The organism is Acidithiobacillus sp. 'AMD consortium' (assembly GCF_008926505.1).
Lineage (GTDB): Bacteria > Pseudomonadota > Gammaproteobacteria > Acidithiobacillales > Acidithiobacillaceae > Acidithiobacillus > Acidithiobacillus ferridurans.
This window is the reverse complement of record NZ_CP044411.1, coordinates 1,583,292-1,596,440: the sequence shown is the minus strand read 5'-3', so window position 1 is coordinate 1,596,440 and position 13,149 is coordinate 1,583,292. Positions and strand designations below refer to the sequence as shown.

General features: G+C 60.1%; 11 protein-coding genes and 2 pseudogenes. 8 read left to right on the top strand and 5 right to left on the bottom strand.

The window, feature by feature from the left end; genetic code table 11:
* The first annotated feature begins 34 nt into the window (after window positions 1-34).
* The 4 genes from F6A13_RS08290 to F6A13_RS08275 all read left to right on the top strand — a co-directional run bounded on the left by F6A13_RS08290 (window position 35) and on the right by F6A13_RS08275 (window position 2,765).
* Window positions 35-232, top strand: a complete 198-nt coding sequence (locus F6A13_RS08290; protein ID WP_113525576.1) for a hypothetical protein — start codon at window positions 35-37, stop codon at window positions 230-232.
* Window positions 233-241: 9 nt separating this feature from the next.
* Entirely contained in the window at window positions 242-460 is a 219-nt protein-coding gene (locus tag F6A13_RS08285) for a hypothetical protein (RefSeq protein ID WP_113525577.1), read from the top strand.
* A 338-nt stretch (window positions 461-798) separates the two neighbouring features.
* A complete protein-coding gene (locus F6A13_RS08280; protein WP_113525578.1) occupies window positions 799-1,443 on the top strand; it encodes a glycosyltransferase family 2 protein in 645 nt (214 codons plus the stop codon).
* Between the two features lie 353 nt (window positions 1,444-1,796).
* Window positions 1,797-2,765, top strand: coding sequence for a DNA-3-methyladenine glycosylase family protein (locus tag F6A13_RS08275; RefSeq protein ID WP_151528145.1), 969 nt, complete (start codon window positions 1,797-1,799; stop codon window positions 2,763-2,765).
* Here the strand turns inward: F6A13_RS08275 and F6A13_RS08270 are convergent.
* The 5 genes and pseudogenes from F6A13_RS08270 to fdxA form a co-directional block, all read right to left on the bottom strand.
* Window positions 2,747-3,475: a hypothetical protein gene (locus tag F6A13_RS08270; protein ID WP_197722457.1), complete on the bottom strand. Its 729-nt coding sequence runs from the start codon at window positions 3,473-3,475 to the stop codon at window positions 2,747-2,749. The genes F6A13_RS08275 and F6A13_RS08270 overlap by 19 nt on opposite strands.
* Before the next feature lie 164 nt (window positions 3,476-3,639).
* Complete coding sequence (locus F6A13_RS08265) at window positions 3,640-4,728, bottom strand: tellurite resistance/C4-dicarboxylate transporter family protein (RefSeq protein ID WP_113525580.1); 1,089 nt, start codon at window positions 4,726-4,728, stop codon at window positions 3,640-3,642.
* Between the two features lie 30 nt (window positions 4,729-4,758).
* Window positions 4,759-4,998, bottom strand: a complete 240-nt coding sequence (locus tag F6A13_RS08260; RefSeq protein ID WP_113525581.1) for a DUF2945 domain-containing protein — start codon at window positions 4,996-4,998, stop codon at window positions 4,759-4,761.
* Between the two features lie 9 nt (window positions 4,999-5,007).
* Window positions 5,008-5,268: a DUF1971 domain-containing protein gene (locus F6A13_RS15605; RefSeq protein ID WP_225982021.1), complete on the bottom strand. Its 261-nt coding sequence runs from the start codon at window positions 5,266-5,268 to the stop codon at window positions 5,008-5,010.
* Between the two features lie 45 nt (window positions 5,269-5,313).
* Window positions 5,314-5,628 (bottom strand): annotated as a pseudogene (fdxA, locus tag F6A13_RS15600) (ferredoxin FdxA); the annotation flags it as partial.
* Window positions 5,629-5,940: 312 nt separating this feature from the next.
* On the opposite strand from fdxA, the gene F6A13_RS08250 reads away from it, so the two are divergent.
* From F6A13_RS08250 to F6A13_RS08235, 4 genes and pseudogenes are all read left to right on the top strand, one after another.
* Window positions 5,941-6,561, top strand: a complete 621-nt coding sequence (locus F6A13_RS08250; RefSeq protein WP_225981769.1) for a YbhB/YbcL family Raf kinase inhibitor-like protein — start codon at window positions 5,941-5,943, stop codon at window positions 6,559-6,561.
* 731 nt (window positions 6,562-7,292) lie between these two features.
* On the top strand, window positions 7,293-8,576 hold the full coding sequence (locus tag F6A13_RS08245; protein ID WP_126605600.1) for a TolC family protein: 1,284 nt from the start codon (window positions 7,293-7,295) through the stop codon (window positions 8,574-8,576).
* A pseudogene (locus F6A13_RS08240) lies at window positions 8,573-10,022 on the top strand (efflux RND transporter periplasmic adaptor subunit). Before F6A13_RS08245 ends, F6A13_RS08240 begins: the two are co-directional and overlap by 4 nt.
* Window positions 10,015-13,125 carry an efflux RND transporter permease subunit gene (locus F6A13_RS08235; RefSeq protein WP_126605598.1) on the top strand — a complete coding sequence of 1,037 codons (3,111 nt, stop codon included), beginning with the start codon at window positions 10,015-10,017 and terminating at the stop codon, window positions 13,123-13,125. Before F6A13_RS08240 ends, F6A13_RS08235 begins: the two are co-directional and overlap by 8 nt.
* Window positions 13,126-13,149: the final 24 nt, after the last annotated feature.

Genomic DNA, 13,149 nt, shown 5'->3' with positions numbered 1-13,149 from the left:
TGTATTATTTATTTTCCTAGCATGAGGAGACGCCATGGAAGTTTTAGCGAAAGATTCATCGGGCATCACTCTGCGTTTCGAGAAGAAAGATCTCGGCAGCTTGGTTGAGCCGATCATCCAGAATGCCGAGCAATTCGGCAAGGAAACCCTGGATCTGGTTTATCTGCTGGCCGAGCAGGATTACCGGATAGACGATCATTTCCGTCAACCGCCCCATCCCTTCGGACAATAAGGAGCTACCATGCTCATCAAGGACGAACAGGAAAAAACGGTAACCATCCATCTGAGCGCCCGCGAGGCCGGAGCTATTTCTGCCGATATTATCGAGAATGGTGCCAAGGCGGGGAATGCTGCCTTGGCCCTCGCCAACTTGCTCCGGGAGCAGGGGTATATCCCAGATACAGAGGGTGAACCACGTTACGAATGGGCAGGCCCTGACGATTTGCCCACCCCCGGCTAGCAGCCATCACCCGGCATTGTCGTTGAAAATGCTTGGCACATGACTGCCACTGCCTTATTTGCCATTCGTTTCTCACGGAGCTGAATTTTCTACCGCATCCGTAAAATTTGATGTGACACGGGCTCCCTCCGAATCAGCGTACAAGGAGATGGGAGAAGGCATATGAATACAGCCGATCTAGCCGACGCATGCCATGCATTAGCTGGGGAATTTGAGAAAACGCAAACCGCTTACATTGATGACGGGCGGTGTTGTTTTGCACGATGGATCGTGGCCGCTTTTGAGATATGGTCAGATGCATGGTGTATCATTACCAACACAGGTGAGGAACTAATTTCATGTTGGACAGTAAGTCACCAGTTTTCATGGTGTTAATGCCTGTATTTAACCGTATGAACCTATTGGAAAGGGCTATTGGTTCTCTCTATCGGCAGACCTTTCAGGATTTCTGTTTGGTGGTGATCGATGATGGCAGCAACGATAACAGTCTGCAACGCGCGATGGATCTCACCAAAAAGTTGGCACATCCATCGGTTTTGATCCGGCTGCCTGAAAATATCGGTGTTGGAACCGCGCTGAATATCGGGGCGGAGGTGAGCCGCAGCAAAAGCGTACCTTGGATAACGCGGCTGGACTCCGATGACGTGTATGCATCGGATTATCTGGAAAACCGACTACGGGTCATCCGTACGTATCCAGAGGTGGATTTGTTTCATGGTGGAATCCGGGTCATCAATGGCCCTGAGACGGTTCCTGACGCAAGAAATAGGAAACGGCGCATTGCCATATCAGAAACCTCCCAAGGGGCGACCATAGTGGTTAAGGCTGAAGTTTTTGAGCGATTGGGGTGCTTTGACGACCTGCGCTACGGAGAAGATCATGCCTTTCTGGAGAAAGCCCGTATGGCAGGACGCTCAATCCGTAAGCTGGACTTCGGAGACTATTACTATTACCGAGATACGCTGAATGCGCTAACCGGTTAGCATCCATCCCGCCAACGTGCGCTGCAACCGAGCATGAGGATTTTTTGGACGATAATATGGCAGAAAGCCGTTTGTGCCCTCTTCGTGTTTTCGATACGGTCGATCACCCGCATCCGTCCCGACGACCCTGCCGTGTCGCCTTCACACCGGAGCCCAGGCCCGGGAGACATTGTGCCCATGAATCAAGCGCTATGAAGTGTAGGGCATGCGCTGTTCCGGCTGAAGGGCCGGCGCCGCGAATCTTGACCATCGGCCACGGCGCGCGTTCCCTGGAGGAATTCAACGCCTGGAACCGCCTAGCCATTGCCTTCCGTACCCCCGCCGGCAGCTATCGGCCGGATCTGGACCGATAGATGGGATACTACTTCCGCCTCAGCCCGAGACCGCCCTTTCGCCTGGATCTCACGGTCTGGGCGCTGCGCCGTCAAGCCCATAACAGGATGGATGGCTGGGAGAGCGAAACCTATCGGCGGGTCTGGCGCTATGGGGACGGATGGCTGAAAGTCCGGCTCTGGCAGACGAAGGGTGATCCCGATCCGTTTCTGGAAGGAGAAATCTACGAAGGCCCCCAGGACGAGCGGACTGTCTCTTGGGTCCGTGCGCAACTCACCTGGATGCTGAGCCTGGATCGGGATCTCGGCCCCTTTTACGCGGTGGCCGCTGCCGATCCTCGTCTTGCGTCCCTGGCGGCGCGCTACCGGGGTCTCCGGCCACCCCGTTTCCCCTCCCTCTTCGAAGGACTGGTCAATGCCGTCGCCTGCCAGCAACTGAGTCTGCATCTGGGTATCACCCTCCTCAATCGCCTCTCGGAGCTCTGCAGGGAGGGGGTGGAAGAAATGGACCGGGTGTATCCTTTCCCGGATCCCCGCTCTCTGCTGCGGCAGGAGGTGACGGCCCTGCGTGGTCTAGGCTTCAGCCGCCAGAAGGTGACCGCCTTGCGCGCTCTGGCGGAAGAAGCGGCGGCCGGCAGACTAGAGCGTGAAGACTGGCAGGACCTGCCCAACGCCGCAGCCGTACAGCGTCTGCTGCGTTTGCGCGGCATCGGCCGCTGGTCGGCAGAGTACGTCCTGCTGCGCGCCTTGGGGCGTCTGGACATTTTCCCCGGTGACGACGTGGGGGCGCGCAAGGCCCTGGCCCGCTGGCTGGAGGAAAACGGCAGCTTGGATTATGCCCAGGTCGCCCATCGGCTCCGGTCATGGCAGCCCTACGCCGGCATGGTATATTTTCTGTTGTTGATGCGGCGACTGGAAGGAGAGGGACATATGTTGAGCCCCAGCGATGAACTGCCGCTGTCCCATTCGGATCAGGCGGACAGGCGGTAATTGCGTAGGATTTCCAGAAAGCGGCTGATCAGCTCCGAATGCCCCTGAATGTGGAAGATATAACGCGGCACGCTCCGTTCGGTGCTGCGAGCCATGAAGGGCTCTCCCCAAAAGCTCAGGAGGGCCTCCGTCCGCCCCGTCGCCGCCGAATCCGCCACAATCAGGGAGATGCTTTCTTGATTATCGATCCAGGTGGGTTCCTGAACTTTATGGGCGCCCGGGCAGGCGCGGATGGTGGGCAGGATTTCTTCCCAGGGACGGCGCTGATCTTTGTCCAGAATGAAGCGCATGGTCGTGATGCGTGGATTCTCCAGGGCCGGCCGGAGCAAGGCGTCAAACAAGGCCGGGGGCTTGTACATGGAAAGGCAGACATTGAACCAGATCATTTCGCCGCTGGCGTGGGTCAAGAACTCCGTGCTGACCTTGCGGATCCGGTTCGGCCCGATGAGTACGGCATCGGGAGGCAGGAGGCCCACTTCGATTTCACGCAGGCTTACCTGGACGGCCGCAAGTCGGCCCTCCAAACGCTCCATGGCCCTTTCCCGGCGCATGTCGCGTAGAAAGAGCAGAGCGATGAGCGCAACAGTCAGGGTAAGCAATACCTCACCCTGAATCAGGTGCAGGAGTTCCATGACGATGGCCGTGACCGCCGCGATAACGCCTGCGATGGCATCCCATTCCAAATTGAGCAGGCGTTTCGTGTGCACCATTACCCCTCCATGATGACGTTTTCCAGGTTTACAGGCGACGGAAACTTTCCGGTTGGATCCCACTGGTTTCCGTCCCGAGGCCAATGCTCTGGGAGCGGGTACATCGCCAACCCCGTCATATTAATATGGATGCCCTGAGATGCAAGGATTGTCCGCTTTTGGCCTCATGGCAAAGGGCGGGGGATCCTGGTCTTCGTCCCGGCGCGTAGACCCAGCCCCAAATGATGGATCATTCCGGCCAGGGTGATCACCCAAGCGAGCAGAGCCAGATAGAGGAAGACATGCCCGAGAGGGAGTAAAAAGGGCAGATCCATGCTTTGCGCCATATGGAGCGTGCAGAGGCTGTACATGCCGAGGGGGAAGACGACGCCCCAGTAGAGAGGATCGTAACGCATCGGAAGCCTCTTGACTCCGTGGCGCCAGAACTCCAAGGCGATCAACAGCGGAATCCACCAGCTTCCGGTGGCCCAGTAAAACACGGTGAAACCCTTAAGGAATGGTAGAAGGGAGTGCAGATATGGTGCCTTGCCGCCGTTGGCGATGAGCAGGGAACCCGCCAGAGTGGAGATGGCCATGGCTCCCATGTTGATCCAGTACGGCGGCACCAGATCCTCCGCCGAAAAACGGAAGAAAGTGTAACGATAAAAGATAAGCACCACGATCCAGATGTAGAGCATGCCGCCCCAAAGCCACAGGGAGAGGGCAATGAAGTTGAATTCCAGCCGATGCACAGGGTCCCAGTGCGCATCCAGAACGGCAGCGAGCACGGCGAGGGACTGGGCGGCGACCACTGCCAGCAGCCAGATGCCGGTGATGCCCTCCTCCAGAGAAGGCTTATGTTTCTGGATGGTGAAGGCCGTAAAGATGCCATAGTTCAGTATCAGCCAAAGGGCCATGGCAAGCCCCCAGAGCAGCATCCCCTTTTTTTCCTCGTTCGCCAAAAGGACGAACTGGCTGCCGAGAATGGCGGATCCGGCTACCACGGAAAAAAAACCTGGGCCGCTCTGGTAATCCTTGAAATCCACGCCCATCCGCCGACCGAAGCGCAGCATGCGCCAAATAGTCAGGAACCATAACACTACGTAGAATATTCCGTTGAGCCAGAAGAGTAACCGGGCGAGGAAAGAATCGCCCACCGCCTGAGCCGCCAAGGAGACAGCACCTGTGGCCATCACCAAAGCGAAATAGGCAGGAGCCAAGTTCTCGGCGGCGGAGTCTACCAGACGGGGCAGACCCGTCCGATTCCTTTCCATATCGCTGCCCCCTCCGTAAGGCCTGGATGATCAGTCCTGCGATCCTTCCTCAGCGAGACACAGGATGCCACCCTTATGGTAGGCCACATGGCGGCTTTTGTCGCTTTGGATGGCGTATTGCGGGTCTTCCGGGCTCGCATGGTGGGTATAGCCGTGGACCGGAAAATCCTGCTCGTGGATGGCCACGATCCGCCCCGTTACCCTGCCTGCCTCCGAATTCCAGGTAACGTGATCGCCCACGGCAAAGCGCGGTGCCGGCGGCTTTTTCATGAGGTGTCCTCAGCGCCAAAAGCTTACGTAGAAACGTGCTGGGCCCAGGAACTCCACCCGGTGCGGCAGATCGGGCGGTATCCATGCAGGCCGTGCCGGACTCAGGATCCACGCGCGGGCGCTGCCGTCTTCCAGGCAATATCGCAAGTTCCCTTCCAGGAGCACGATGCGCCCCCAGACCCCGGCTTTGGTGCGATGATCATGGAGCAGGCCGGCGGGGGCGTCGTCGTCGGTGAACTCCGGTGTGCGTTGGTATTCCTTCAAGGGCACGGGCGGCTCGGGCAGGGGCAATTCCGCCCCATCTTCCCCGGTGTCCAGATATTGGCGTTTATCCCGCACATGCCGCCACTGCTCGGCATCGGGCAGGGCAGGCTTTTTTTGAATGATGACGGGCCAGCGGCGTGCCAGGCGCGCGTTGAGTTCCGGATATTTTTCCATGCCGTCCGGCAAATCCACGTCGCGGAAGATGGCGTCTACCGGACACTCGGACACACAGAGGGTGCAATCGATGCATTCGTCCGGATCGATGGCCAAAAAGTTGGGGCCCTCGTGGAAGCAATCCACCGGGCATACTGTGACGCAATCGGTATACTTACAGCGAATACAGGCTTCTGTAACCACATGGGTCATTGGATATCCCCCTTAACGTATGCCCCGGAAATGCCTTCTACGCCAGATCGGCGGGATTGCGCTCGCCCCATTTCCGAAAATCCGTCAAAACTGATCATCACGGCGTATAAAAGATGCCTCAATCAGAGCTTCATGTCGATAAACGGATAGATTTTATACCTATCCCGCGACTCGCCCGCGTTATAGTAGCCGTTGGGCTTCCTGTACCACATTTTCCACGGTGAATCCCAGATGGCGGAAATTTCCTGGATGAGGTGGATGGGGACATTCTCCCAAATGTGCTCTGGTCGTCACTTATGAGCTATCATTCGGATGATCCTGCTGATCACGAATTTCAGGGATGGGACCAAACCCGACATGTGCCGAATGGGGTGGTGGGCTGTACTGCTGATCGTTATTGGCAGCCTTCCTGCGGGTCCGGCATTGGCGGAGCCGTCCCATGCACCTTCCGCCCCGGAGGCAGCCATGCAAATCTATTCCAGTGCCTTTGCCAGCGGTGGCATTATTCCGCGCCAGTATACCTGCGAGGGGGAAGACCTTTCGCCTCCCCTGCGCTGGGAGGATATTCCCGCCGGGACTCAAAGTCTGGCCCTTATTGTGGAAGACCCAGACGCTCCAGACCCCGCAGCTCCCCAGCGCATCTGGGTACATTGGGTACTGTATGACATTCCGCCCCGTGTTCAGGAACTCTCTGCAGGGGTACAAAGGTTCCCTCCCGGCGTTCGGGAAGGCATCAACGACTGGTTACGCAGAGGATACGGCGGCCCTTGCCCGCCCATCGGTAGACACCGGTACTTTTTCCGGCTCTATGCCCTGGATACGACCCTGCCTGTGTTGCCAAGTCCCGACAAGGATAACCTCCAGGCGGCCATGCACGGACATGTGCTGGCCGAAGCCACGCTCATGGGACGTTATGCCAAGGGCGATCGTTAAGTCGCAGTACGGAGAGATGTTCCGATCGGGCGATCGAAAGCGGTAATCCTCTTCACGTGGTGGGGGAGCGGCCGCGCCGCCATATCGACATTTAGAAAAGCCAATGAACTAGCTTCTTGGATATTTTTCAGGGGCGGTTGTTTGTCCGCGTCATGGTTCCGATGGTATGCCAGACAGGACAATTTTGCTCCTTGACTCTGTAGCGTACTTCAGGGTTTACCATCTTTAAAGGATTCTGGAAGGAAGCGTCGAACACCGAAATGCCGAGAATCAGCCGATCTTTCCCCCTGGTTGCGTTGCTGGCTTTGTTCCTGCTGGGAGCATGGATGAGCAATGCTGCAGCGGGCATGTCGTCTTGCCTTTCATGTGCTGCTGTGACAGGCATGCCGGCAACAGGCCCGGCTTGTTGCCGGGACGATCGCGCCGCCGATATAAACACGCATTCTAGGGCGACCCATGGTCAGTGCATGTTGATCTGCGCCAGGGCTCATACATCAGGCGGACTAAAGCTTTCTGAAATGGCTTTCCCAGCCCAGGTAATGACGGGCTCCGTGACATTTTCCCGCTTGGCAATGTTCCGCCCGGCACCAGTGCAGGTTTTTTTCCCCCACCCGCCCCATCACCCTCCCCCCCTCCAGCACGTGCGGTTGGTCATTTAATTTCTCCTGAGCAAGCTGGCACTTCCCTCTCAACTGGGGAGATATGTCACTGTTTTGCCATGGAGATTTTTTATGGATACCAATATTCTTGGTCGTTTTACCCCACCGGCACCGGGCAGTAGCCGCCTCTTGGCTGGGGTGCTGTTGCTCCTGTCGGCAACGACTGCCGGGGCCGCCCCATTGAGCCTGCAGAGCGCAGAGGCGATCGCCCTGCGGCAAAATCCCGGTCTCGGCGCCCTGACCCAAAAGATCGCGGAATTGCAGCACCAAGCGGTGGCGGTAGCCCAACTCCCCGATCCGCACCTCGCCCTCGGTGTGGTCAACGCACCCCTCAACAACTTCTCCATGAACCAACAGCAGATGAGCATGTTGAGCGTGGGCCTGAGCCAGACTTTTCCCTCCTTTGGCAAACTGGGGCTGGAAGGGCAGCAGGCGGGGGTGGAGGCGCAGGCGGCCGCCGACACCCTGCGCGGCCAGTCTGCCGAGTTGGTGTTATTGCTGCGCCGCGCCTGGCTGCAAGCCCTCTATGCCGAAGATGCGGTAGCAACGGTCCGGCATCAGGAGCAGTTGCAGGCAGAAAGCGTGCAAGCGGCGCTGGCACTCTATCGCTCCGCGCAGGGATCTCAGGCCGATGTACTCCGCGCCCAACTGGCGCGTGACAGCTTGGCCAATGATATCAGCAAATTGCAGGCAGAGCGGGCAAGCGATCTGGCACAAATCGCGCAGATCCTGGATCTGCCGGAACCGCCGTCCATAGAAAAGCAATGGCCGAACCTGCCACCCCCGCCCACTCTTGCCCAAGCGGAAGCCCGGCTTTCCGGCCAACCCCTCCTGCGTTCCGCCCAGGCGCAAACGCGAGCCGCGCAAATTGGCGTGCAGGTGGCCAAGCGTGGCTATTGGCCGGAAGTCACGGTCAGCGTCGATTATGGCCAGGATTTCTACCCCGGCAGCCCCAACTGGCTGTCAGCGGGGGTCAACCTGAGCCTGCCCATATTCCCGGGCGATCGCCAGGACCAGGACGTCGCCGCCGCCCGGGCCAAGGCCTTGCAGGCGCAATATCGCTATGACGATCAGCACCTTGCCTTGACCCAGCAGGCGCGCGCCACCTTTGCCCGTTATGAAGCCCTCAAGGCCCAGTTGGAGCGCACCGAGCGGCAACTGCTTCCCACCGCCCGGAATGCCTTTTCCGCGACGCTCGCCGCCTACGCGGCGGGACGTGCCGAACTGAGCGCGGTGCTGCGCACCCAGAAAGAAGTGCTGGACTATGCTCTGACCCGCCTGCAATACCGCCGCGACCTGGACCTCAGCGCCGCAGAGCTGGATTTCCTCACCACCCAAGGAGCAACGCAACCATGAAGGCACGCAACTGGATCATCGGCATGGGCCTGCTGGGCATTGGTGTAGGTCTGGGGGCTGGCGCGGTGTGGTGGCTGCGAGTCCCTGCCGCGGCACCGAGTGCCAACTCCACCGCAACCCATTCTCAGGAAGGCACGCCAAAGGGACGGCATATCCTCTACTGGGCCGCCCCCATGAACCCCAAGATTCATTCGGATCACCCAATGAAGGACAGCATGGGGATGGCGTATCTCCCGGTCTATGCCTCCAGTCCGAACGCGCCCAAGGCGTCCGGCCTCAGCATCGATCCGCGCCTAGCCCAAAACCTGGGAGTGCGTCTCGTGGATGTCCAGCGCCGTCCGATGGGTCAGGCCATCCACACCGTGGGCACCGTGGCAGTGGACGAGAACCGCGTCTATTCCGTCAATCCGCGCTTCTCCGGCTGGGTGACACGCTTGAATGTCCGCGCCGTCGGTGACCCCGTGCGGCGCGGACAGGTACTCGCCGAGATTTATTCTCCCGAGCTGTATAGCGCCCAACAGGAATATCTCATTGCCCGCCGCCAGGGCGGAACGACGGAAGACTCGGCTCTGCTGGCGGCAGCCAAGGCGAAATTGCGACTGCTGGGCATGCCGGAAGGCGAGATCGCGGCCCTGGCCCAGCGCGGGACGGCGCAACGGGACGTGCCACTCCTGGCGCCTGCTTCCGGGGTGGTCGAGAGCCTCGACGTGCGCCAAGGTGGTTACGTCTCGCCCCAGACGAATATCTATGCAATCGCCAATCTCGACCGGGTATGGGTCAATGTAGCGCTCTACTCCTACCAATTGCCCTGGATACGGATCGGCAACCCCGTGCGCCTGCATCTACCGGCTTATCCCGGCAAGGCCTGGGAAGGACGTCTGAACTTTCTCTATCCGACCCTCGACGCCAAAAACCGGACGGTGACGGCACGGCTGAGCTTTCCCAATCCTGGCGGAGAGTTGCGCCCCGGCACCTACGCCACCGCCACTATTTTAGCCAGCCCCAAGGAGACCCTGGCGGTGCCCAGCAGCGCCGTACTGCGTACTGCTCAGGGAGATTACGTGATGATGGGTGAGGGCCAAGGGCACTTCCTGCCGGTACAGGTCGCCCTAGGGCCGGAAACCGACGGCTGGGTAGCCATCGACAAGGGACTCAAGGTGGGCGACCGGGTGGTGGAGAGCGCCCAGTTCCTGCTCTATTCCGAATCCCAGTTCCAGTCGGTCAAGGCCCGCATGCTGGGTGGCAACACGGCGCCCACCACGAGTGCCATGCCGGGCAGTGGACGTTCCCGGTCGCAGAACAGTGGTCTGACTCAGGGCCGGGAATCCCCGGCGCCGGCCGCTCCCGACGGGGATGCAGGCGCCCCACCGACGCCCCCGACCTCGTCCGGCCCGGGTACCACGCCCGGAATGAACAAGGGGCCAGGGAGGTCAATCCCATGATTAGGGCGATCATGCGTTGGTGTATGGAAAACCGCTTGCTGGTCATGATCGCTGTCTTGGTGTTGAGCGTCGCCGGTACGCTGGCGGTGATCAATATTCCCCTGGAGGCCATCCCCGACATCTCGCCCACCCAGGTCATCATCAAGACCTCCTATCCGGGCCAGGCTCCGCAGATCGTTCAGGATCAGGTGACCTATCCCCTGGAGACCACCCTGCAGGAGGTGCCCGGTGCCCAGGCCGTGCGCGGCTACTCGATGTTCGGGGACTCCTATGTCTACGTCCTCTTCAAGGGTGGCACCAGCATCTATCAGGCCCGTAATCTGGTACTCCAATACCTGAGCCAGGTGCAGTCCAAGCTGCCGCCGGGGATCACGCCGGCCCTTGGCCCCAACAGTTCAGGGGTGGACTGGATCTTCGAGTATGCCCTCACCGATCCCAGCGGAACTTTGAATCTAGCCCAACTCACCACCTTGCAGAACTGGTTCCTCAAGTACGAACTGCAAGGCATCTCCGGCGTCGCGGAGGTAGCTACGGTGGGGGGGATGGTGCAGGAATACCAAGTGGTGGTGAACCCCCAGAAACTCCTCGCCTACAACCTGACCCTGCCGGAGGTGGAGGCCGCCATCCGCGCCGCGAACGGGGAGACCAGCGGCTCGGTGGTGGATATGGGGGAAGCGAGTTATATCGTCCGTACCTCGGGTTACATCCATTCCCTGAAAGACCTGGAGGATGCTTCGCTGGGGGTGCGCAACGGCGTGCCCATTACACTGCGGGAGGTAGCCCGTGTGCAGTTGGGGCCGCAGTTGCCCAACGGGATCGCCGAGCTCAACGGCCACGGACAGGTGGTGGGCGGGATCGTCATGATGAACCAGGGCGGCAACGCCTACGCCCTCATCCACCAGATCGAGCGCAAGCTGAAGGAAATCCAGCCTTCCCTACCCAAGGGGGTGCAGGTCGTCACGACCTATAGCCAGGCTCCGCTCATCCAGCGCAGTATCCATACCCTGACCGGCAAGTTGCTGGAAGAATCCCTGGCGGTGGCGCTCATCTCCCTGCTCTTTCTGCTGCGTGCACGTTCGGCGCTGGTGGCGCTCATCGCCCTGCCGCTGGGGATACTGGCCGCCTTTTTCATCATGTGGTCTCTGGGGATCCCCGCCAACATCATGTCCCTGGGTGGTATCGCCATCGCCATCGGCGTGATGATGGATGCCCCCGTGGTCATGATCGAGAATATGCACAAGCATCTCGAAAGGGAGTCCGGCGCCGACCCCTGGGCGGTGGCCATGGCGGCGGCGGAGGAGGTCGGTCCGGCCCTGTTCTTCTCGCTGATCATTATCGCCGTTTCCTTCCTGCCGGTCTTCGCCCTGGGCGGCGAGGAAGGCAAGCTCTTCGCACCACTCGCCTTCACCAAGACATTTTCCGTGGCCGCCGCCGCCATACTCTCGGTAACCCTGGTGCCCATCCTCATGGCCTGGTTCATCCGCGGACGCATCCTCCCCGAAAACAAAAATCCCCTGAACCGGGCCTTGGCTTTCCTTTACCGACCCGTGATCCGCGGTGTTTTGCGCGCTCCCTGGTTCATGCTGATCATCGCTCTGCTGCTCACGGCCACCCTTTATTATCCCTGGAATCGCCTGGGCTCGGAGTTCATGCCGCCCCTGGACGAGGGGACGCTGCTTTACATGCCCGTCACCCAGGACCCGGCGGTCTCCATCGGCCAGGCGGCCATGCTCCTGCAGCAGACGGACCGCATCCTCAAGACCTTCCCCGAGGTGGAAACGGTCTTCGGTGAGGCGGGAAGGGCCCAGACAGCGACGGATCAATCGCCCCTGTCCATGTTCGATACGGTGGTGAATTTGAAGAATCCCGACCAGTGGCCAGCCGGGATGACCTTGCACAGGCTGCAAAGCAAGATGACTGAAGCCCTGAATATCCCCGGCCTGTCGAATATCTGGACACAGCCGCTCAAGGGGCGGGTGGATATGCTGACCACCGGTCTCCAGACGCCGTTAGGCATCAAGGTGGCCGGAACGGATCTCGACACCCTGAACCGCCTGGGGCAGGAGCTCCAAACGGTTTTGCGGAAGGTCCCCGGCACCCAAAGCGCCTATGCGGCCCGGGTCACCGGCGGCCGCTACATCGTCATTCACACCGACCGCGCCAAGGCCGCCCGCTACGGTCTTTCGGTGGCGGATGTGAACCGTCTGGTGGAGACGGCGATCGGTGGCGAGATCCTGACCACTGCGGTGCAAGGGCTGGAGCGCTTCCCGGTGGATCTCCGTTACCCCCGGGAACTGCGCCAGTCCCTGGCCACCCTGATGGAAAGCCGCATCGCCGCTCCCGACGGCGCCCAGATCCCTTTGGCCCAGGTGGCCGACCTCCGCATCGAGGGAGGGCCAGCCATGCTCACTAGCGACAACAGTCGGCTGAACAGTTGGATCTACATTGACCTACAGCCCGGCACCAACATCGGTGCTTATGTGCCCCGCGCCAAAGCTGCGATTGCGAAGGCCGTCGACCTTCCAGGAGGTTATACCCTCTCCTGGGTAGGCCAGTATCAGGTCATGGAGCAGGCCGCCAAACGCCTGGAGTTGGTGATCCCCGCCGTCATTCTGCTGATCGCCCTGCTCCTCTACTTCAACTTCAAGAACTGGGTGGAGGTGGCCATCATCCTGCTTACCTTGCCCTTGTCCCTGGTGGGCGGCTTCTGGCTCATCTACTGGCTCGGCTACAAGCTCTCGGTGGCCGTGGCCGTGGGCTTCATCGCCCTCGCGGGGGTGGCGGTGGAATTCGGGGTGGTGATGCTCCTCTACCTGGATCAGGCCCTTCTCCGGCGGCAGGCCCGCGACACCTTGCAGAGTTGGCATGACCTTCAGCTTGCCGTCATCGAGGGGACCATGCTGCGCCTGCGGCCGTTGGCCATGACCTTTACCCTGGTGGTAGGCGGACTCTTGCCCATTATGTTCAGCCATGGTGCCGGTGCTGATGTGATGAAGCGCATCGCCGCCCCCATGGTGGGCGGCATGTTCAGCGCCGCGTTGCTTGCACTGCTGGTGATCCCCGCCCTCTACGCCCTGTGGCAGAAACGGCGATTGGGCCTGCGGTGAAGACGGTACAGACCAGGAGAAGGC

Bases quoted from the DNA above. Each gene is read 5' to 3' on its own strand.
- F6A13_RS08265 (WP_113525580.1), bottom strand. From the start codon at position 4,728: ATGGAAAGGAATCGGACGGGTCTGCCCCGTCTGGTAGACTCCGCCGCC.
- F6A13_RS08280 (WP_113525578.1), top strand. From the start codon at position 799: ATGTTGGACAGTAAGTCACCAGTTTTCATGGTGTTAATGCCTGTATTT.
- F6A13_RS08275 (WP_151528145.1), top strand. From the start codon at position 1,797: ATGGGATACTACTTCCGCCTCAGCCCGAGACCGCCCTTTCGCCTGGAT.
- F6A13_RS08285 (WP_113525577.1), top strand. From the start codon at position 242: ATGCTCATCAAGGACGAACAGGAAAAAACGGTAACCATCCATCTGAGC.
- F6A13_RS08260 (WP_113525581.1), bottom strand. From the start codon at position 4,998: ATGAAAAAGCCGCCGGCACCGCGCTTTGCCGTGGGCGATCACGTTACC.
- F6A13_RS08245 (WP_126605600.1), top strand. From the start codon at position 7,293: ATGGATACCAATATTCTTGGTCGTTTTACCCCACCGGCACCGGGCAGT.
- F6A13_RS08250 (WP_225981769.1), top strand. From the start codon at position 5,941: ATGATCCTGCTGATCACGAATTTCAGGGATGGGACCAAACCCGACATG.
- F6A13_RS08270 (WP_197722457.1), bottom strand. From the start codon at position 3,475: ATGGTGCACACGAAACGCCTGCTCAATTTGGAATGGGATGCCATCGCA.
- F6A13_RS08290 (WP_113525576.1), top strand. From the start codon at position 35: ATGGAAGTTTTAGCGAAAGATTCATCGGGCATCACTCTGCGTTTCGAG.
- F6A13_RS08235 (WP_126605598.1), top strand. From the start codon at position 10,015: ATGATTAGGGCGATCATGCGTTGGTGTATGGAAAACCGCTTGCTGGTC.